Origin of the sequence: Micromonospora sp. NBC_01392, from assembly GCF_045040125.1 — a bacterium.
In the GTDB taxonomy this organism is placed as follows: Bacteria; Actinomycetota; Actinomycetes; order Mycobacteriales; family Micromonosporaceae; genus Micromonospora.
Genome location: NZ_CP109549.1, coordinates 6664812 through 6684723, shown reverse-complemented (window position 1 = coordinate 6684723; position 19912 = coordinate 6664812). Strand labels below are relative to the sequence as shown.

At 75.0% G+C, this 19912-nt stretch carries 19 protein-coding genes; 14 read left to right on the top strand and 5 right to left on the bottom strand.

What is annotated here, in order from left to right:
* Window positions 1-27 precede the first annotated feature (27 nt).
* The 7 genes from OG767_RS29245 to OG767_RS29215 all read left to right on the top strand — a co-directional run bounded on the left by OG767_RS29245 (window position 28) and on the right by OG767_RS29215 (window position 6535).
* Window positions 28-1425, top strand: a complete 1398-nt coding sequence (locus tag OG767_RS29245) for an efflux RND transporter periplasmic adaptor subunit (RefSeq protein ID WP_405091348.1) — start codon at window positions 28-30, stop codon at window positions 1423-1425.
* Window positions 1422-2279, top strand: a complete 858-nt coding sequence (locus OG767_RS29240; RefSeq protein ID WP_405091347.1) for an ABC transporter ATP-binding protein — start codon at window positions 1422-1424, stop codon at window positions 2277-2279. Before OG767_RS29245 ends, OG767_RS29240 begins: the two co-directional genes overlap by 4 nt.
* Window positions 2276-3460, top strand: a complete 1185-nt coding sequence (locus OG767_RS29235; protein ID WP_107162558.1) for an ABC transporter permease — start codon at window positions 2276-2278, stop codon at window positions 3458-3460. The genes OG767_RS29240 and OG767_RS29235 overlap by 4 nt, the downstream gene beginning before the upstream one ends.
* Window positions 3461-3651: 191 nt before the next feature.
* Window positions 3652-3861, top strand: coding sequence for a helix-turn-helix domain-containing protein (locus OG767_RS29230; protein WP_013288759.1), 210 nt, complete (start codon window positions 3652-3654; stop codon window positions 3859-3861).
* 219 nt (window positions 3862-4080) lie between these two features.
* Window positions 4081-4182, top strand: a complete 102-nt coding sequence (locus tag OG767_RS29225) for a 30S ribosomal protein bS22 (protein WP_007465623.1) — start codon at window positions 4081-4083, stop codon at window positions 4180-4182.
* Between the two features lie 119 nt (window positions 4183-4301).
* Window positions 4302-5375 carry an NAD-dependent epimerase/dehydratase family protein gene (locus OG767_RS29220; protein WP_405091346.1) on the top strand — a complete coding sequence of 358 codons (1074 nt, stop codon included), beginning with the start codon at window positions 4302-4304 and terminating at the stop codon, window positions 5373-5375.
* Window positions 5376-5677: 302 nt separating this feature from the next.
* On the top strand, window positions 5678-6535 hold the full coding sequence (locus OG767_RS29215) for a lysophospholipid acyltransferase family protein (RefSeq protein ID WP_281938619.1): 858 nt from the start codon (window positions 5678-5680) through the stop codon (window positions 6533-6535).
* A gap of 8 nt (window positions 6536-6543) precedes the next feature.
* On the opposite strand, the gene OG767_RS29210 is transcribed toward OG767_RS29215, so the two are convergent.
* The 3 genes from OG767_RS29210 to OG767_RS29200 all read right to left on the bottom strand — a co-directional run bounded on the left by OG767_RS29210 (window position 6544) and on the right by OG767_RS29200 (window position 9646).
* Entirely contained in the window at window positions 6544-7419 is an 876-nt protein-coding gene (locus OG767_RS29210) for an HAD family phosphatase (protein ID WP_281938306.1), read from the bottom strand.
* Window positions 7420-7521: 102 nt separating this feature from the next.
* Complete coding sequence (locus OG767_RS29205; RefSeq protein WP_405091345.1) at window positions 7522-8382, bottom strand: DUF5667 domain-containing protein; 861 nt, start codon at window positions 8380-8382, stop codon at window positions 7522-7524.
* A gap of 292 nt (window positions 8383-8674) precedes the next feature.
* Window positions 8675-9646, bottom strand: coding sequence for an ECF subfamily RNA polymerase sigma factor, BldN family (locus OG767_RS29200; protein ID WP_405091344.1), 972 nt, complete (start codon window positions 9644-9646; stop codon window positions 8675-8677).
* Between the two features lie 558 nt (window positions 9647-10204).
* On the opposite strand from OG767_RS29200, the gene OG767_RS29195 reads away from it, so the two are divergent.
* Genes OG767_RS29195 through OG767_RS29185 form a run of 3 tightly spaced genes read left to right on the top strand, consistent with a single transcriptional unit; the run spans window position 10205 to window position 12742 of the window.
* The gene (locus tag OG767_RS29195) at window positions 10205-11833 is read left to right on the top strand and encodes an AMP-binding protein (RefSeq protein ID WP_405091343.1); all 1629 of its coding nucleotides are present in this window, start codon (window positions 10205-10207) and stop codon (window positions 11831-11833) included.
* Window positions 11823-12077 carry a glutaredoxin family protein gene (locus tag OG767_RS29190; protein WP_343444904.1) on the top strand — a complete coding sequence of 85 codons (255 nt, stop codon included), beginning with the start codon at window positions 11823-11825 and terminating at the stop codon, window positions 12075-12077. Before OG767_RS29195 ends, OG767_RS29190 begins: the two co-directional genes overlap by 11 nt.
* A 14-nt stretch (window positions 12078-12091) precedes the next feature.
* Window positions 12092-12742: an HAD family hydrolase gene (locus OG767_RS29185; protein ID WP_405091342.1), complete on the top strand. Its 651-nt coding sequence runs from the start codon at window positions 12092-12094 to the stop codon at window positions 12740-12742.
* Window positions 12743-12751: 9 nt separating this feature from the next.
* Here OG767_RS29185 and OG767_RS29180 read toward each other — a convergent pair whose 3' ends face one another.
* Both OG767_RS29180 and OG767_RS29175 read right to left on the bottom strand, forming a co-directional pair.
* On the bottom strand, window positions 12752-13408 hold the full coding sequence (locus tag OG767_RS29180; RefSeq protein WP_281938297.1) for a response regulator transcription factor: 657 nt from the start codon (window positions 13406-13408) through the stop codon (window positions 12752-12754).
* 115 nt (window positions 13409-13523) lie between these two features.
* Window positions 13524-14828 (bottom strand): sensor histidine kinase, encoded by a 1305-nt coding sequence (locus OG767_RS29175; protein WP_405091341.1) that lies wholly within the window; start codon window positions 14826-14828, stop codon window positions 13524-13526.
* 389 nt (window positions 14829-15217) lie between these two features.
* On the opposite strand from OG767_RS29175, the gene OG767_RS29170 reads away from it, so the two are divergent.
* From OG767_RS29170 to OG767_RS29155, 4 genes are read left to right on the top strand one after another with little or no spacing between them, the layout of a single operon-like run.
* Complete coding sequence (locus OG767_RS29170) at window positions 15218-15988, top strand: redox-sensing transcriptional repressor Rex (RefSeq protein ID WP_405091340.1); 771 nt, start codon at window positions 15218-15220, stop codon at window positions 15986-15988.
* Window positions 15985-17358: a glutamyl-tRNA reductase gene (locus OG767_RS29165; RefSeq protein WP_405091339.1), complete on the top strand. Its 1374-nt coding sequence runs from the start codon at window positions 15985-15987 to the stop codon at window positions 17356-17358. The genes OG767_RS29170 and OG767_RS29165 overlap by 4 nt, the downstream gene beginning before the upstream one ends.
* A complete protein-coding gene (hemC, locus tag OG767_RS29160) occupies window positions 17355-18323 on the top strand; it encodes a hydroxymethylbilane synthase (protein WP_405091338.1) in 969 nt (322 codons plus the stop codon). Before OG767_RS29165 ends, hemC begins: the two co-directional genes overlap by 4 nt.
* Window positions 18320-19900, top strand: coding sequence for a uroporphyrinogen-III synthase (locus OG767_RS29155; RefSeq protein ID WP_405091337.1), 1581 nt, complete (start codon window positions 18320-18322; stop codon window positions 19898-19900). Before hemC ends, OG767_RS29155 begins: the two co-directional genes overlap by 4 nt.
* Window positions 19901-19912: the final 12 nt, after the last annotated feature.

Here is a 19912-nt window from a genome sequence, read left to right as displayed (position 1 = left end):
CGTCGACACCGGTCGACGGGTCGTAGCATGGGCCGGGTGGCCCGCACCCCCTCGCCGCGGCTGCCCGCGGCCCGCCGCCCCCGTCTCGTCACCGCCCTCCTCGCCGCCGTCGCGCTGACCGGCACCACCGCCGCCAGGTGCGGCGACGACACGCCCGCGGTCAGCGTCGCCGCCGTGGGGCGCGCGCCGGTCACCGAGGTGATCGACGCGCCGGCCACCGTCACCGCGCGGGCCGCGGCGACGCTCACCGCCCCCGCCGACGGCACGGTGGCCGGCCTGAAGGTCCAGCCCGGACAGCGGGTCACCCGGGGCCAGGTGCTCGCGGTGATCGACTCGCCGTCCGCGCGGGAGCGCCTCGCCCAGGCGCGGGACGCGCTGCGCGCCGCGAAGCGGGCCGGCCGGGGTGTCGGCGTCGGCGACCTGGGCGGCAACCGGCGTGGCACCGACCGGGCCGCCGACGAGGCGTTCGCCGCCGCGCGGGCCGCTGCCGGCAAGGTCGGCGACCCGCAGGCCCGGGCCGCGCTGCTGCTCCAGGTCGAGTCCGCGCAGCGGCAGTACGCGTCGGCCGCCCGCGCCGCCGACCGCGCGGTCGCCGCCGTGCAGCGCGGCGTGGCGGGCCTGAACAGCGCCGTCGGCGCGTTGTCGGCCGCGCAGCGCCTCCAGGCCCAGCAGGCGTACGACCTGGCGAAGGCGACAGTCGACGCGTTGACGCTGCGCGCCCCGATCGCCGGCGTGGTGCAGCCGGGCGGCACCCGGGCGGCGACGCCGACCGACCTGGCCGGGTTGCTCGGCGCGGCCGGCGGCGCGGGGGTGCCCGGCCTCGACCCGTCGGCGTTGGGCGCGGCCGGGTCGGGTGGGGGCCCGCCGGCCGGGGTCGACGACGCGGTGCCGGCCGGTGGCCGGGTCACCGCCGGCACGCCGGTGCTCACCGTGGTGGACATCGGCCGATTGGGCCTGCTCGCCGAGGTGGACGAGACGGACGTGCTGCTGGTCCGCGCCGGGGTGCCCGCCTCGGTCGAGCTGGACGCGGTGACCGGCGCGACGTACGAGGCGACGGTCCGTTCGGTCGACGTGCTGCCCACCAGTTCCGCCCGGGGCGGTGTCACCTACCGGGTCCGGCTCGACCTGGGCGCCGGCCGGCTCGGCGAGGAGGCCGCCCCGGCGCCCCGTCCGGGCATGAACGCGGTGGTCCGGCTCCGGGTCCGGGAGGCGACGGACGCGGTGGCGGTGCCGGCCTCGGCGGTCTTCTCCGCCGACGGGCGGGACGCGGTCTGGGTGCTGCGGGGCGGCCGGGCGGACCGGGTGCCGGTGACCGTCGGCGTGCAGGGGCAGGATCTGGTGCAGATCGTCGACGGGGTGCGGGCCGGCGACCGGGTCGTGGTGCGCGGCGCCGACCAGGTGCGCGACGGCCAGGAGCTGCCGTGACCGTCGCCGCGGTCGAGGCGGTCGACGTCTCGCGCGCGTACGAGCTGGACGGGGTGTCGGTGTCCGCGCTGCGCGGTGTGTCGCTCACCATCGACCAGGGCGAGTACGTGGCCGTGATCGGGCCCTCCGGCTCCGGCAAGTCCACGCTGATGCACCTGCTGGGCGGGCTGGACCGGCCCACCGGTGGCCGGTTGGTGATCGGTGGCCGGGACGTGGCCACGCTGACCGCGCCGGAGCTGGCGACGCTGCGCAACGAGACGATCGGCTTCGTCTTCCAGGCGTTCCACCTGCTGGCCCGGACGTCCGCGGTGGACAACGTGGCGCTGCCGCTCGTCTATCGGGGCGTCGGGGCGCGGCAGCGGCGGGAACGGGCGGCGGCGATGCTGGGCCGGGTCGGGCTGGGGCACCGGCTGCACCACCGGCCGAACCAGCTCTCCGGGGGCGAGCAGCAGCGGGTCGCGATCGCCCGGGCGCTGGTCACCGAGCCGGCGGTGCTGCTCGCCGACGAGCCCACCGGCAACCTCGACAGCGTCACCGGCGAGGCGGTGCTGGAGCTGCTGGAGCGGCTGAACGCGGAGTCCGGGGTGGCGCTGGTGATGGTGACGCACGACCAGGAGGTGGCGGCCCGCGCACGTCGGCGGATCGCGGTCCGGGACGGGCTGATCCGGTCCGACACCGCTCATGATCGACCGGGGTCGGACGACGCGGACGGACCTGCGACACTGGATCCCGCTCCCAGCGCGGAGCCCCGGTCCGCGTCCGGAAGCGGCCCGGGGCACCCGTCCGGTGGCTCCGGTGGCGCCACCGGAGCCACCGGACGCCTTCCGCGTGCCGGCGACGGGGCGGCCCGGTGAGGGTGGCCGAGGCGTGGCGGGTGGCGCTGGACGCGCTGCGCGCCAACCGGATGCGCAGCCTGCTGACCATGCTCGGCGTGATCATCGGGGTCGCCTCGGTGGTGATCCTGGTGGCCATCGGCACCGGCACGAAGCGGCAGGTCGAGCAGCAGGTCGAGGGGCTCGGCTCGAACCTGCTGCTGGTGGTGCCCGGGAAGATCGAGGTGGGCACCGCGCCGGTGGTGTCGCCGCTGGACCTCAAGGACGTCGACGCCGTCTCCCGGGTGGTCGGCGATCCCGGCCGGGTGGCCGTGACGGTGGCCTCCGGCGCGACCGCGCGGGCCGGCAACCGGTCCGACTTCACCACCGTGCAGGGCGTGCTGGAGACCACCCCGTCGGTGTTCACCCGGTCGCTGGCCCGGGGCCGCTACCTGTCCGGGGCCGACGTGGACACCAGCCGCCGGGTGGCGGTGCTCGGCGCGTCGGTGGCCCGGACGCTGTTCCCCGACCGTGATCCGCTCGGCCAGCAGGTCACGCTGGCCGGCGTACGGTTCCGGGTGATCGGCGTCTTCGCCCCGCTCGGGCAGAGCCTCGGCGTGGACCGGGACGACGAGGTGCACGTCCCGGTGACCGCCGCGCAGCGGCTGTGGGGCACCCAGCGGATCGACGGCATCGCGGTCAAGGCGCCGGACCGGGAGCGGATCGACCAGCTCGGCGAGCGGATCGTCGCGGAGCTGTCCCGCCGGCACCCGGACACCGAGTTCAGCGCCGTCACCCAGCAGCAGATCCTCGGTGTGCTCGGCGACATCCTGGGCGTGCTCACCGGCGTGCTGGCCGCGATCGCCGGCATCTCGCTGCTGGTCGGCGGCGTCGGCGTCTCCAACATCATGCTGGTCTCGGTACGCGAGCGCACCCGCGAGATCGGCCTGCGCAAGGCGGTCGGCGCCCGGCCCCGGGACATCGGCGTGCAGTTCCTGCTGGAGGCGGTGCTGCTCACCTCGATCGGTGGCCTGACCGGGATGGCGCTCGGGGTGGGCACCGCGCTGCTCGTCGACGCGTTCTCCCCGATCCCGGCCGCGATCACCTGGTGGTCGCTGGCGTTGGCGTTCGGCGTCTCGGCGGCGGTGGGCATCGTGTTCGGCGTGGTGCCGGCGCAGCGGGCCGGTCGGCTCGATCCGGTGGTGGCGTTGCGCGCCGAGTAGGCGATCCGGACGCGCCACCCGTCCGGGCGAAAAAGCCCCGACGGACGCCCGCCCGGCCATGATCAAAGGACGGAAGGGATCGCGCAGGTCACAGCCGTCCCGCTACCGTACTCATTACACGCGCGTCGCTCGTCGAGGCGGGAGCACCTGCCCGGTGGCACGCGCCGGGCACGGGAATGGGTCGGTGAGCCATGGCCGGGTCGCAGTCCGACGCACGGCTGTCGGATGTCAGGTTCCTGACCGTCGCCGAGGTGGCAACGGTCATGCGGGTCTCCAAGATGACGGTCTACCGTCTCGTGCACAGCGGTGAGCTGACCGCGGTGCGGGTCGGTCGTTCGTTCCGGGTGCCCGAGCACGCCGTGCACGAATATCTCCGGGGCGCGTTCCAGGAGTCCGCCTGAGCCCTCGGTGACGCCCGCCGAGTGCGACGAAAAGGGGCATCGACGGGGGCGCGTTGGTCCTGCTGACGCACTCCGGCTACCCTGGAGCCCGACCGTGATCGCTCCTGGTGTGCCCGGCCCACCACGCTGGTCCGGTCCGTTGTCCGCAAGCGGGCACGGCGCCACCGCGTTGGTGGTGCCTCCCGGTCCGCCCCGCACGTTGCATCGAAAGGCTGTCGTATGGGCTCGGTGGTCAAGAAGCGCCGCAAGCGCATGGCTAAGAAGAAGCACCGCAAGCTGCTGCGCAAGACCCGCGTCCAGCGTCGCCGTCTCGGCAAGTGACCGGGGCCGGGCGCTGACCCGGCACCGGCACCACTTGCCAACTGTCGACCCTCGGAGGCTCAGGTGATCAGGCCGCGGACGTTCCGGCTCGATCCTGCCTGCCGCGCAAGGCGCACGACATGACCCCCGGTGGCACCTCCGGTGCCCCGGGGGTCGTCGTCGTCACCGGGGTCGGCCGGTTCCTCGGCGCCAACCTCGCCGCCCGGCTCGCCGCCGACCCACGCATCGAGCGGGTCATCGGCGTCGACCCGGCCCCGCCGAACCCCGAGCTGGCCGACCTGCTCTCCGACGTCGAGCTGGTCCGGCTCGACCTCGACTCGCTCGGCGGTCTCCTGATCGACCTCGACGTCGACGCCGTGGCGCACCTGGCGCTGGTCACCGCGCCCGACCCGCAGCACGGCGGTCGGGCGGCGATGAAGGAACAGAACGTCATCGGCACCATGCAGCTGCTCGCCGCCGCCCAGCGCGCGCCGCGCCTGCGCCGGCTGGTGGTCCGCTCGTCGACCGCCGCGTACGGGGTGTCGTTCCGCGACCCGGCCGTCTTCACCGAGGAGACCGAGCCGCGCGAGGTGCCGCGCGGCGGGTTCGGCCGCGACATCCTCGACATCGAGGGGTACGTTCGCGGCTTCCGCCGCCGCCGGCCCGAGGTCACCGCCACCGTGCTGCGCTTCGCGCCGTTCATCGGCTACACGGCCGACACCACGCTCACCCGCTACTTCGCGCAGCCGGTGGTGCCCACCATCTTCGGCCGCGACCCGCGCCTGCAGTTCCTGCACATCGACGACGCGCTGACGGTGCTGCACCGGTCGGTCGCCGAGGAGCACCCGGGGACGTTCAACGTGGCCGGTCCGGGCGTGCTGTCGCTGTCACAGGCCATCCGCCGGGCCGGCCGGGTGGCCGTGCCGGTGCTGGAACCGGGCCTGGCCGGGGTGGCCGCGGTCGCCCGCACCCTGGGCTTCGGCCGGTACGGGCTGGACCAGGTCGACCTCTTCGTGCACGGTCGGGTGGTGGACACCACCCGGCTGGAGCGCGAGTTCGGCTTCACCCCCCGCTCGACCGCCGCCGCCTTCGACGACTTCGTCCGCGCCCACCACGGCGGGGTGGTGGTGACCCGCGACCAGCTCGCCGCGGCCGAGCAACTGGTGCTGGAGAGCATCCGTCAGGTCCGCTCGACCGTTCGGGAGCGCTCGTGAGCAGCACACCGGAGCGGTGGGACGCCCGCTTCGACGTACCCCCGACCGGGCCCGGGCCGGACGCGGAGCCGGCGCGGCGCAACGGGCACCGGCCGGTCACCGCGCCGGCCGCCCGACCGCCCGCGCCCCCGGAGCCGGCCGACGAGCCGGACACCTCCGCCGACGAGCCGACCACCCGCCCGGTCGCGAAGAAGACCGTGGCGAAGAAGACCGTGGCGAAGAAGGCGGTCGCGAAGAAGGCCGTGGCGGGGCCGGCGGTGGCGGAGAGCGTCACCCCCGGGACCGGCCCGTCCGGGCCGGCGGTGGGCGACCGGCCCGGGGACCAGTGGGACCGCCGGGTGGCGCGAGGGCTCGCGTTCCTGCGCCGCCGGCTCGCCGGGGACTACGAGGTGGACGAGTTCGGCTTCGACCCGGACCTCACCGACGCGGTCTTCCACCCGCTGGTCCGGGTGCTCTACCGGGACTGGTTCCGCACCGAGGTGGGCGGCCTGGAGCACGTGCCGGCCGAGGGCGCCGGCCTGGTGGTGGGCAACCACTCCGGCACCGTGGCGCTGGACGCGTTGATCCTCTCCGCGGCGCTGCACGACCGGCATCCGAGCCACCGCTACCTTCGCCTGCTCGGCGCCGACCTGGTCTTCCGGATGCCCGTGGTGTCCGAGCTGGCCCGCAAGACCGGCGGCACGGTCGCCTGCAACCCGGACGCCGAACGGCTGCTCGGCAACGGCGAGCTGGTCGGCGTGTTCCCGGAGGGCTTCAAGGGCATCGGCAAGCTCTACTCCGACCGCTACAAGCTCCAGCGCTTCGGCCGGGGCGGCTTCGTCTCCGCCGCGCTGCGCACCGGCACGCCGATCGTGCCGGTGGCCATCGTCGGCGGCGAGGAGATCTATCCGATGCTCGCCGACATCAAGCCGCTCGCCCGGCTGCTCAAGCTGCCGTACTTCCCGGTGACACCGACGTTCCCCTGGCTGGGCCCGCTGGGCATGGTGCCGCTGCCGAGCAAGTGGCTGATCGAGTTCTGCCCGCCGATCCCGACCGCGCACCTGCGGGACTCCGCGGACGACCCGCTTGTCGTGTTCAACCTCGCCGACCAGGTGCGGGAGACCATCCAGCAGACGCTGCACAAGCTGCTCGAACGCCGTCCGGACCCGTTCGGCCCCTGAGCGCCGGGTCAGGCGCGCTGGCGGCGGCGGTGCAGGGCCAGCCCGGCGGTCACCGCGCCGGCGAGCAGCCCGGCGGCGGCGGTCGAGGGCACGGCGATGCGGACGGCCCGCCGGCCGGTGCGGAAGTCACGGACCTCCCAGCCCCGCTCCCGGGCCCGCCGCGACAGCGCCGGGTCGGGGTTGACCGCGACCGCGCGGCCCACCGCGGACAGCATCGGCAGATCGTTGGCGGAGTCGCTGTAGGCCGCGCAGCGGGTCAGGTCGAGCCCTTCCACGGCGGCGAGCTGGGTCACCGCCTCCGCCTTCGCCGGCCCGTGCATCAGATCGCCGACCAGCCGGCCGGTGTACGCCCCGTCGACCACCTCGGCCACCGTGCCGATCGCGCCGGTCAGGCCGAGTCGGGCCGCGATCACCCGGCCGATCTCCACCGGGGCGGCGCTGACCAGCCAGACCCGCTCGCCCGCGTCGAGGTGACGCTGGGCCAGCCGGCGGGTGCCGGCCCAGATGCGCGGCGCCATCAGCTCGTCGAAGATCTCCTCGGTGAGCCGCTCCACGTCGTCGACCCGCCAGCCCTGCACGAAGGCGAGCGCGGCCTCCTTGGCCTGGGACATCGTCCCGGCGTGCTCGGTGGCGAGCAGCCGGAACCGGGCCTGCTGCCAGGCGAACCGGGCCAGGTCACCGGCGGTGAAGTAGTTCCGGGCGGCCAGCCCGCGGGCGAACCAGTAGATCGACGCGCCCTGCATCATCGTGTTGTCCACGTCGAAGAAGGCGGCGGCCGTCGGGTCCGGCGCGATCGTGGTCGCGGGTGCCGCCGGGGTCTCCGCCCAACCGGCGGTGTGCCCGTGGACGTCGGTGCTGACCGTCACCTTGCGGGACCCGGTCACCGCGACCTCCCTCCCTCGACGACCCTGGTACGCGTGCCGCGTCCACCGTATCCGGCGTCTCGTGACGGTCGGGTGTCCGTCGGGGGAAGTGTGGCCGCGCGCTCAGCGTTCGCCGGGGCAGGTGGCCGGCGCCGGCCCGAGCGTGTCGCTGGCGGTCGGCGCGGGCAGCCCGCAGGCGATCGTCTCGCGCAGCGCGTCGGCGCGTCGGCCGGCGGCGTCGAGCAGGGCCAGCGAGCGGCGGGTGCGGTCCCGGTCGGCGTGGTCGGGCCGGGCGAGCAGGCCGCTGACCACCCGGCGCTGACCGGCGAGGAACGTGTCCACGGCGTCCAGCGCGGTCGGGTCGGAGCGTTGCGCGGCCACCGTGGTCAGCAGGCGTACGCCCTGGCGGGTGTCCGCGTCCATGTCGTCCAGGACGGCACTGAAGCCGAGCCGGTCGTCGCGGACCGTGGCGGCCTCGTCGAGCCGGGTCCGGGCGAAGTCGAGGAAGAGCTGACCGCGGCTGATGTCCGAGCTGGCCAGGGCGAGCTGGGCGCGTTCGGTGGAGCGCTTCATGCCGTACAGCGCGTCGCCGGGAAGCGCGTTCTCGCTGGCGGCGGAGATGCCGGAGAGGGCGATCGCGCCGGCGGCCACGCCGACCAGGATCGCGCCCCGGGCCCGCGCCCGGCGGCCGGTGATGGCGGGCAGCAGCGCGCCGAGCCCGCCGGTGCTGGCGCCGGCGTCGGTGGTGGCGGGGACGCCCTCACGGTCGGCGGTGGCCACCAGCATCGCGCGCAGGCCGGTGCGGAAGTCGGCGTCGACCTCGACGGTGGGCCGCTCGACGGTGAGCCGGCGGGTCACTCCCACGAGCGCGGTGAGTTCGCCGTCGGCGCGGGACCGGACGTGGTGTCGGCGTCCGCCGTTGGCCTCGTCGAGGAGTTGCGCGAAGCGCTCGGCTCGCCGACCGGAGAAGAGGTCGCTGTCCACCGCGGGCACCCCCTCTCGCTGGTCACGGCCGGGCGGCCGTCGTCGTCACCAGCGACCCGTGGCAGCGTGTGGCCGAGTGCCGACCGGGACGGCCGACCTGACCCGCCGGACCGGGTGGGCCCGGGGGACGCCGGGACAACCACTGGTCGCACCCGGAGAAACGGTTCGCGCCGGTCGCCGGTTACGGGCCGTTCGGGGGCGAAATAACCGGGTGTGACGGCGGTCGCGAGCGCGCCGGGCACGCGTCAGCCACCGGCGTCGGGCCGGTGGGCGGGACGGGGATGCGGCGGGGTCAGGCTTGGAAGCCGTCGGGCAGCAGCCGGGCCAGCGCCCGTACCGCCCGGTATTGCAAAGCCTTGATGGCGCCCTCGTTCTTGCCCATGGCACGGGCCGTCTCGGCGACCGAGAAGCCTTGCAGGAACCGGAGCACGATGCACTCCTGCTGCTCCGGGTTGAGCTGCTTGACGGCGGTGAGCAGGGCGACGTTGGTGATGTGCTCGACCACCGCCGCCTCCGGGCTGCCCTCCGGACCGCGGTCCTCCCGGTCGGCGTCGAGGACGTCGCCGGTGGTCACCTCCAGCCGGTAACGCCCGGACTTGAAGTGGTCGGCGACCAGGTTGCGGGCGATGGTGACCAGCCAGGCGCCCAGGTCGCGCCCCTGCCAGGTGAAGCTGCCGATGCGTTTGAGCGCCCGCAGGAACGTGTCGGAGGTGAGGTCCTCGGCGAGTTGGCGGTTGCCGACCCGGAAGTAGACGAACCGGAAGACGGTGTCGACGTACCGGTCGTAGATCAGGCCGAACGCCTCGGACTCGCCGGCCTGCGCCCGCTCGACGAGCGTCCAGACCTCGGTGGCCGGGTCGGACGGGTCGGGGCGGCTCGGAAAGCCGGTGGCCGGCGTGGCGGCCGGGACGGCCGGCAGCACCGCGGTGTCGCCGACGGTCACCACCGGCAGCACCGCGGTCTCGGCAGCGGGGGGCTCGGCGCTGGTCGCCGCGTCACCGCGGCGGGCCTGGGCCGGCGGGACGGCCGGGCGGGGTGGGGCGCCGACGCGCCCGGCGGAGGGTTTCGCGTTGCCGCCGGGGGACGCCGGGCGCAGCGGCGCCTCGTTGCCGTGGTGCGCGCGGCTGCGGGTCCGTCTTGCCTCGCCGCTCAGCGCGAGCAGGCCGTCCGCGCGTGGCGCGGGCTCGGCGCGCTCGTTGAGCGGGTTCCGCTGGGTCGGGCCGGTCACCCCGGCCGGCCGTTCCGCGTAACCGAACGTGGTCACCGTGCCTCCCCGGTCCAGATGGGCAGCGACCTCGCCGGGCGCCGGTGCGGCGCTGCGGGGCCGGGCGCGACCCGGTGGGGCGCGGCCGGTGCGGGACGTGTCGGCGGGCGGCACGTACCGTTGAGGTGCTGGTCCAATGCGCTCACGGGCACGGGGGCCTCCTCGGGCTGAGGGGTGTCGACTCACGGCAAATGGGTGAGCCGACCCGAGTGATGATAGGCCCAACGTCACCCGCGCGTGGCAAGTCCGTTACACAGAGCGGAAGTATTTCCCGCGTGGTCGCACTCCTGCCGGACCGGTTGTCCGTCGCTCGTGGTTGACTTTCGTGCGGCAACCTGGTCCGCAGTGGAAGTCCAGGTCGAGGCCGATTTTTCGTCCGCTCGGCGTGTCGTGAGCGTGGTTCGTGAACCCGTCTCCAGTCACGCCTCCACAGCCCGCGAAGATCACGCTCCCACGTATGGGAATTGCGTCCACTGTCAATTGCGGTCTCACCCGGCGGACCCGGGCGGCGCTCGGGGGCATGGCCCGGCGCACCCCGCTGTGCCAGACTCAGCCACCGTGCAGGACGCCGCCGACAGCACCGCGCCGAACCCCGCCGACCGCCTCCGCCGGGCCGCCGCCGACCACGGCGGCCGGGCCGCGTTGCACTGGCGCGACACCACGCTCACCTGGTCCGCGCTGGACGCCGCGGTCACCGCCACCGCCCACGCGCTGCACGCCGCCGCGCCGCAGGCGGACCGGACGCCACACCCGCCCCGGGTGGCGATCGGCTTCGGCAACACCCCCGACTTCGTGGTCACCTACCTGGCCACGCTCCGCGCCGGCCTGGTCGCCGTGCCGGTCAACCCCGCGCTGACCGGCCGGGAACTGCGGCACGTGCTCGCCGACTCCGGCGCCGCCGTCCTGGTCGGCGCCGCCGACGTGACCGCCCGGGTGGACCCCGCCGACCTGCCCGCGCTGCGCGCGGTGCACACCGTCCCGCCGGTCGCCGCCGACGACGCCCCGTCCCGGTTCCCGACGCGGGACGGGGACGACCTGGCCGTACTGCTCTACACCTCGGGCACCGAGGGCCGGCCCAAGGGCGCGATGCTGTCGCACCGGGCGCTGGCCGCCAACCACGCCCAGGCCGACCGGATCGACCCGCCGGTGGTCGGCCCCGACGACACCGTGCTGCTGGCGCTGCCGCTGTTCCACGCGTACGGGCTGAACGCCGGGCTCGGGGCCGTGCTGCACCACGGCGCCACCGGCGTGCTCGTCGACGAGCCCGGCCCGACCGGGGCGCTCGACGAGATCGCCCGGCACCGGGTCAGCGTGCTGCTCGGCGTACCGTCGATGTTCCTGACCTGGGCCGACGCGGCCGGCGACCCGAGCGCGGCGCTGGCCGGGGTGCGGGTCGCGGTGTGCGGCGCGGCGCCGCTGCCGCTGCCCGTCGGGGCGCGCTTCACCGAGCTGACCGGGCATCCGGTGCACGTCGGCTACGGGCTCACCGAGACCGCGCCGGTGCTCACCTCCACGCTTGTCGGCGGTGAGCCGAAGCCCGGCTCGATCGGCCGCCCGCTGCCCGGCGTCGAGCTGCGCCTGGTCGGCTCCGACGGCGACGAGCTGTGGCGCGACGGGGTGCCCGCCGCCGAGACCGACGACGACGGGATGGACCTCACCGACGACCCGGTCGGCACCGACCCCGGGCAGATCGTGGTGCGCGGCGCGAACCTGTTCGCCGGCTACTGGCCGGACGGGCGGGGCGGGCCCGGCCCGGACGGCTGGTGGGCCACCGGCGACGTGGCGTACGCCGACGGCGACGGCGACCTCTTCCTGGTCGACCGGCTCGGCGAGCTGATCCTGGTCAACGGCTTCAACGTCTACCCGCACGAGGTCGAGTCGGTGCTCCAGGCGCACCCCGGGGTGGCCGAGTCGGCGGTCCTGGGCGTGCCGCACCTCCGGACCGGCGAGACTGTGCGGGCGTACGTGGTGCGCGCGGCCGGCTCGTCGGTGACGGCGGCGGAGCTGCTCGCCCACTGCGCGCGTAACCTGGCCCGGTTCAAGTGCCCGACCGCCGTCGAGTTCGTCGACGCGCTGCCGTACTCGGCGATCGGGAAGGTCCGCAAGACCGAGCTGCGCCCGGCGCCCGTGGTGCCGTCGCCGGCACCGCCGACCGAGACCCGCACGGAGGTACCCGATGTCCAGTGACGCGAGGCTCATCCTGATCACCCGGCCCGGCTGCCACCTCTGCGAGGACGCGAAGGCGGCGCTCGACCGGGTGGTGGCGGTCACCGGCGACCGCTGGGTGGAGAAGGACGTGACAGGCGACGTCGAGTTGGAGCGCGACTACGGCGACCGGCTGCCGGTGGTGCTGCTCGACGGCAAGGAGCACGGCTACTGGCGGGTCGAGGAGGACCGGCTGCTGCGGGACCTGACCACCCCGCAACTGTGAACTATGGTGCTCGGGTGACGGCTACGCGGCGCCACCTGGTGTGGGACTGGAACGGCACCCTGCTCGACGACCTCGACCTGGTGGTGCGCGCCACCAACGTGGCGTTCGCCAGCGCCGGCGGTCCGGCGGTCAGCGCGGACGAGCACCGGGTGCGGTTCCGCCGGCCGATCGCCGACTACTACGCGGAGATGCTCGGCCGGGCGGTCGACGCCGAGGCGTTCGGCGCGCTCGACCGGATCTTCCACGACGCGTACCGGGCCGGGCTGACCAGTTGCGCGCTGGCCGCCGACGCCACCGCCGCGATCGCCGCCTGGCCGGGCAGCCAGTCGCTGCTGTCCATGTGGTTCCACGACGAGCTGGTGCCCACCGTGCACACGTACGGGCTGACCCCGCACTTCAGCCGGGTGGACGGGCTGCGTGCCGCGGTCGGCGGCGGGCCCAAGGCCGAGTGGCTGGAGAAGCACCTCGCCGAGCTGGGGCTGGCCGGCGCCGACGTGGTGCTGATCGGTGACTCGCTCGACGACGCCGACGCGGCCACCTCGGTCGGCGGCGCGGCCGTCCTCTACACCGGCGGCCTCTCCGACCCGGCCCGGCTGCGCGCCAGCGGTCACCCGACCGCCGACACCCTCACCGAGGCGGTCACGCTGGCCCGCGCGCTGCGCTGAGCCGGCGCGTCAGGCGCGGAGGTGGGCCAGGACGGCCAGCACGCGGCGGTGGTGGGTGGTGGCGTCCGGCGGCAGGTCGAGCTTGGTGAAGATGTTGCGGACGTGCTTCTCCACCGCGCCGTCGCTCACCACCAGGGCGCGGGCGATGGCGGTGTTGGAGCGGCCCTCGGCCATCAGCGCCAGCACCTCGCGCTCGCGCGGGGTCAGCGCGGCCAACGGGTCGTCGCGCCGCCGCCGCACCAGCAGTTGGCTGATCACCTCCGGGTCCAGCACGGTGCCGCCGGCGGCCACCCGGGCCAGCCCGTCCAGGAACTCGTCGATCGCGGCCACCCGGTCCTTGAGCAGGTAGCCGATGCCGCCGCCGGTGCCGCCCGCGGTGTCCAGCAGGTCGTCGGCGTACGACACCTCGACGTACTGGGACAGCACCAGGATCGGCGTGCCCGGCACCCGGCGACGGGCCTCCACCGCGGCGCGCAGCCCCTCGTCGGTGTGCGACGGCGGCATCCGCACGTCCACCACCGAGATGTCCGGCCGGTGCGCCACCACGGCGTCGACAAGCGCGTCCCCGTCGCCGACGGCGGCCACCACCTGGTGCCCGAACTCGGTCAGCAGCCGGATCAGCCCCTCCCGGAGCAGCACGGCGTCGTCCGCGATCACCACCCGCATGGGTCCGGTGTCTACCACGTCCGGGTCCCACCGCGCGGCCTCGACCCGGTGCGGCGCGTCGTCGGCGGCCGTCACCGGGGCGGTTCGGCGGGTCGCCGGGCCGGTCGACGGGCGGTCACCGGGGCAGCTCGGCGTGGATCCGGGTCGGCCCGCCGGCCGGGCTGTCCACCTCCAGCGTGCCGCCGGCCGCCCGGACCCGGTCGGCGATGCCGCTGAGCCCGTGCCCCTTGGCCAGGTGCGCGCCGCCGACCCCGTCGTCGGCGACGGTGATCTCCAGTCGGCCCACCTTCCGGGTCACCTCCACCCGGCAGGCGTCGGCCCGGCTGTGCTTCGCGACGTTTGTCAGCGCCTCGGCCACCACGAAGTAGGCGGTGCTCTCCAGGCCCGGGTCGAGCCGGCCGTCGGCGGTGCCCAGGTCGTCGTCGACGATCAGTTCGGTCGGCACCAGCGCCCGGGCGGCGAGCGCGGCGAGCGCGCTGGGCAGCCCCCGGTCGACCAGGATCGGCGGCGCGATGCCCCGGGAGAGCGCGCGCAGCTCGTCGAGCGTCTCCCGGGTCTGGGCGACCGCCTCGTCCAGCGTGCGCCGGGCCGCGTCCGGGTCGGCGGCGAGCTGGTGGCGGGCCCGCCCCAGGTCCATGGCGAGGCGGACCAGGCGTTGCTGCGGCCCGTCGTGGATGTCCCGTTCCAACCGGCGCAACGCGGACGCCTCGGCCGAGGCGGCGGCCCGCTTCTGCTCCTCCAGCGTGACGATCCGCTGCCGCATCTCGGCCACGCCGGTGAGCAGCGAGTACGCCAGGCCGCCCTGGATCCGGGCCAGGCTCCGGGCCACCAGCGGGAGGGTGAGGAGCGCGAACAGGCCGATGGCGGTGTTCAGCGCGATCCGCGCGCCGGCCCCGTCGCCCATGCCGAGGAGCTGGCTGAGGTCCTGTTGGTCCGGCCCGCGCGGGATGGCCCAGTCGTACCCGCCGTAGAGCGTGCCGGTCAGCGCCAGCGCCCACCAGACCACCATCAGCACGAACGTGGGCAGGGTCACCAGGAGCCGCAGGAACGCGTGCAGCAGGTCGAGCCAGGACTGCGGGTCGCGGATCGGGGTGAACACCCGCCGCCAGAACCGGGCGCCGCGCCCGGGGGTCAGGTAGACCGGGCGGACCCGGGGCCGGCCGAGCACGCCGGGGAGCCGGAGCCGTTCCAGGTCGGCCAGCCCGCGCGCCGCGTAGAGCACGCCGGCCAGGACCGGCAGGCCGAGCGTGGTGACCAGCAGCCCGACGCTGAGTGAGATCCCCGCCACGGCGAGCACGAACCCGACGATCGCCAGCGGCAGGCTGAAGAGCACGTAGCCGGTGTCGTGGGCGAGTCGCCGGAGCAGGCTCCGGACGGGCGAGGAGGGAACGGGTGCGGTGGCCAACGGCGCGGCGGTCATGGTTCGAGGCTATGGGCGCGGTCCCGGCCGGCCCATCCCGTACGCCGGCCGGTCCGGGGTGGGGTTCTCCCCACCCGGCACGTGAGAAGCGCCTCGCCGCGTTGGCTGCGGAGCGTTACCGCACGCACGCGATTGGTCAGAGAAGTCGGGATTGAGCAATAATCGCCTCGCGCCACCGAGGAGCGCGGTTGATCGATCTTGTAGGAATGGAGGGGCAGGTGGAGCCGCATCGCGAGTCATCAAGATCGCGATTTGTGCACCTCTTCACAAGCGCCTACTCTGTAGTTCCGACGCGCCCTGCTAGCACAGCCGGCAACATCGGTCGCCAGCGGGAGTCCCGAAACGGCCGGCCCCCGTCGCCGGTCGAGGATCGCACCGCACGGAGTCTCATGAGTCAGCACCGTCCCCCTGGCGCGCCCGGCCGCACCGGTGCCGTACCGGCGCTTCCGGACCTGCCCGAGGCGACCGTGTCCCGGCTCCCGGAATACCTGCGTGCGCTGCACGCGCTCGCCGAAGCCGGCCACGAGACCGTGTCCAGCGAGGGCCTGGCCAGCGCCGTCGGCGTCAACTCCGCCAAACTCCGCAAGGACCTGTCCCACCTCGGCTCGTACGGCACCCGCGGCGTCGGCTACGACGTCGCGCTGCTGATCGACCAGATCGAGTCGGTGCTCGGGCTCACCCAGTGCCGGGCCGTCGCACTGGTCGGCGTGGGTAATCTCGGTCACGCCCTGGCCGGCTACGACGGCTTCGCCAGCCGCGGCTTCCGGATCGCCGCGCTGCTCGACGCCGACCCGTCCCGCGTCGGCGAGCGGATAAACGGGCTGGTCGTCCGGCACGTCGACGAGTTGTCCCGGGTGGTCGTCGAGGAGACCATCTCGATCGGCGTGATCGCCACCCCGGCGCCGGCCGCCCAGGCGGTCGCCGACGAGCTGGTCGCCGTCGGCGTGACGAGCATCCTCAACTTCGCTCCGTGCGTACTCTCGGTCCCGGAAGGGGTCGACGTGCGCAAGGTCGACCTCGCGATCGAGCTGCAGATCCTGTCCTTCCACGAGCACCGCAAGGCGTCGCTGACCGCGCTGCCCGCCACCGGCGGGTCCGCGCTCACCGCCCTGCCCGGCGGGCTCGCGACCACCGACACCCAGGAGGCGATCGGCACGTGAAACTGCTCGTCGTCGGCGCGTCCTACCGCACCGCCCCGGTCGCCGTCCTGGAGCAACTGGCCGTCCCACCCGCGGATCTCACCCGCACGCTGGACCGGCTGGTCGCCCAGCCGTACGTCGCCGAGGCCGTGCTGGTCTCCACCTGCAACCGGGTGGAGGTCTACGCCGCCGTCTCCGGCTTCCACGGTGGGCTCGGCGACATCTGCGCGGTCCTGGCCGAGCAGGCCGGCTGCCCGCCGGCGGCGCTCGCCCCGCACCTGTACGTGCACTACGACGCCGCCGCCGTGGACCACGTCTTCCGGGTCGCCGCCGGGCTGGACTCCATGGTGGTCGGCGAGGCGCAGATCCTCGGTCAGCTCCGCGACGCCTACCACTGCGCCGGCGGCGCCGACTCCGCCGGCCGGCTGCTGCACGAGCTGATGCAGCAGGCGCTGCGGGTCGGCAAGCGGGCCCACGCCGAGACCAACATCGACCGGGCCGGGCAGAGCGTGGTCACCGCCGCGCTCGACCTCGCCGCCGGCCTGCTCGACAGCGACCTGACCGGCCGACCCGCCATGGTGGTCGGCGCCGGGGCGATGGGTTCGCTGAGCGTGGCCACGCTGTCCCGGCTGGGCGCCGGCCCGCTCACCGTCACCAACCGGGGGGCCGCCCGCGCGGTCCGGCTCGCCGAGTCGTACGGCGCCACCGCCGTGCCGATGGCCGAACTGGTCGACGCGCTCTCCACGGTGGACATCGTGGTCGCCGCCACCGCCGCCGCCGAGCCGGTGCTCACCCACGACGTGGTGACCCGGGCGCTGGCCCGCCGCGACGCCGACCGGGGCCCGCTGGTCCTGCTCGACCTGGCCGTCCCGCGCGACGTCGAGGCCGGCGTCGCCGAGCTGTCCGGCGTCGAGGTGATCGACATCGACCGGATGGCCGCCGTCCTCGCCGACGGGCCGGCCGCCGCCGACGCCGCCGAGGTGGCCCGCATCGTCGCCGGTGAGGTCGAGGCGTTCCTGACCTGGCTGCGCGGCGCCGACGTGGCGCCCACCGTGGCCGCGCTGCGCGGGCGCGCCGACGACGTGGTCACCGCCGAGCTGCGCCGGCTCGGCCAGCGCCGCCCCGACCTCAGCGACGACCAGCGTGCCGAGGTGGCCCGCACCGTGCACCGGGTCGTGCAGCGACTGCTGCACCAGCCGACCGTACGGGTCCGCCAGCTCGCCGCCGAGCCCGGCGGCGACCAGTACGCGGCCCTGCTGCGCGAGCTGTTCGACCTGGAGGTGCCACAGACGTCCCCGGTCGACACCGTCCCCGACGTGGTCGCCACCGACACCGACGGCCGGCCGTCCTTCGACGCCGCCGACGTCCCGCCCACCGGAGGTGCGCGATGACCGCCCCCCTGCGCCTCGGCACCCGGGGCAGCGTCCTGGCGCTGGCCCAGTCCGGCCACGTCGCCGAGGCCCTCACCGCGGCCACCGGCCGCCCGGTCGAGCTGGTCGAGGTGGTGACCGCCGGGGACCGCTCCACCGCCCCGGTGCAGCGGCTCGGCGTCGGCGTCTTCGTCTCCGCGCTGCGGGACGCGCTGACCGCCGGCGAGATCGACTTCGCCGTCCACTCGTACAAGGACCTGCCCACCGCGGCGGCGCCCGGCCTGCACATCGCGGCCGTGCCGCCCCGGGAGGACCCGCGCGACGCGTTGGTCGCCACCGGCGGCCGGACGCTCGCCGAGTTGCCGCCCGGCGCGCTGATCGGCACCGGCGCGCTGCGCCGGATCGCCCAGTTGCACGCGCTGGGCATGCAGTTCGAGGTCACCCCGATCCGGGGCAACATCGACACCCGGCTCGGCCGGGTGCTCGGCCCGGACGCCGACCTCGACGCCGTCGTGCTGGCCCGGGCCGGGCTCACCCGGATCGGCCGCGCCGACGTCATCACCGAGACGCTCGACCCGATGCTCATGCTGCCCGCGCCCGCCCAGGGCGCGCTGGCCGTCGAGTGCCGGGCCGACGACCACGAGCTGGTCGAGCTGCTCGCGCGGCTCGACCACGCACCGTCCCGCGCCGCGGTCACCGCGGAACGGGCGCTGCTGGCCACCCTGGAGGCCGGGTGCAGCGCACCGGTGGCCGCCTACGGCGAACTCGCCGAGGGTGAGACCGGTGAGGAGATCTACCTGCGCGGTGCGGTGATCAGCCCGGACGGTTCCCGTGACCTCCGACTGTCCCGCACCGGAACGCCCGCCGACGCGGCGGAGATCGGCAAGGCACTCGCCGCCGAACTCCTCGAACTCGGCGCCGACTCGATCCTCGGCCAAGAAGGACACGCCGGCCCGGGGACCCAGCAACTTGGGAGCACAGAATGACCCGCACCCGTAAGCCCGTAGGCCGGATCGCTTTCGTCGGGGCCGGCCCCGGCGACCCGGGCCTGCTGACCCGCCGGGCGCTCGACGCCCTGGTCGAGGCCGACCACGTGGTGTACGACCGGGGAGTCCCCGAGTCGCTGCTGACCCACGTCCGCGCCCAGGCCCGGCCCGACGCCGAGTTCAGCCCCGCCGAGGGTGTGCCCGGCGACGTGGCGAAGGTGCTGATCTCCGCGGCCCGCTCCGGGCAGAACGCCGTGCACCTGGTGGCCGGCGACCCGTTCGGCCACGACTCGGTGGTCAAGGAGGTGCAGGCGGTGGCGCGTACCGCCGCGCACTTCGAGGTGGTGCCGGGCGTCGGCCAGGCCGAGGGCGTCGCCACCTACGCGGGCGTCCCGCTGCCGGGGGTGCGCACCGCCGCCGACGTCGAGGACGTCAACACGCTGGACTTCGACGCGCTCGCCACCGCGGTGGGCCGGGGTTCGCTGGCGCTGGCCGTGGACGCCGGTGACCTGGCCGCCGTCCGGGACGGGCTGCTGGCCGCCGGTGTCGACGGCACCACCGGGGTCGGGGTGACCGGCGACGGCACCGGCGAGACGCAGTACACCACCACGTCGACCGTGGACTCGTTCGTCGCGGCGGCGCTCGGCTTCACCGGCCGCGTCGTGCTCACCGTCGGCGCGGGCGTCAGCGACCGCGACAAGCTGAGCTGGTGGGAGAACCGCCCGCTGTACGGCTGGAAGGTGCTGGTGCCCCGCACCAAGGAGCAGGCCGGCGCGATGAGCGCGCGGCTGCGCGCGTACGGGGCGATCCCGTGCGAGGTGCCGACCATCGCGGTCGAGCCGCCGCGTACCCCGGCCCAGATGGAGCGGGCGGTCAAGGGCCTGGTCGACGGCCGGTACGCCTGGGTGATCTTCACCTCGGTGAACGCGGTCCGGGCGGTCTGGGAGAAGTTCGGCGAGCACGGGCTGGACGCCCGGCACTTCGGCGGCGTCAAGATCGCCTGCATCGGTGAGGCGACCGCCGACGCGGTCCGCGCGTTCGGCATCCAGCCGGAGCTGGTCCCCGCCGGCGAGCAGTCCTCCGAGGGCCTGCTGGCCGAGTTCTCGCCGCACGACGAGATCCTCGACCCGGTCGGCCGGGTGCTGCTGCCGCGCGCCGACATCGCCACCGAGACCCTCGCGGCCGGGCTCACCGAGCGCGGCTGGGAGGTCGACGACGTGACCGCGTACCGCACCGTACGCGCCGCGCCGCCGCCGGCCGAGATCCGCGACGCGATCAAGTCGGGCGGGTTCGACGCGGTGCTCTTCACCTCGTCCTCCACCGTCCGGAACCTGGTCGGCATCGCCGGGAAGCCGCACGCCCGTACCGTTGTTGCTGTCATCGGGCCCAAGACGGCGGAGACCGCGACGGAGTTCGGCCTGCGGGTCGACGTGCAGCCTCCGCACGCCTCGGTGCCCGACCTGGTGGAGGCGCTCGCCGCCTACGCCGTCGAGCTGCGCGAGAAGCTCGCCGCCATGCCGGCGAAGCAGCGCCGCGGCTCGAAGGTGCAGGGCCCGACCGCCCTGAGGTTCCGCTGACAGGAGGCACCC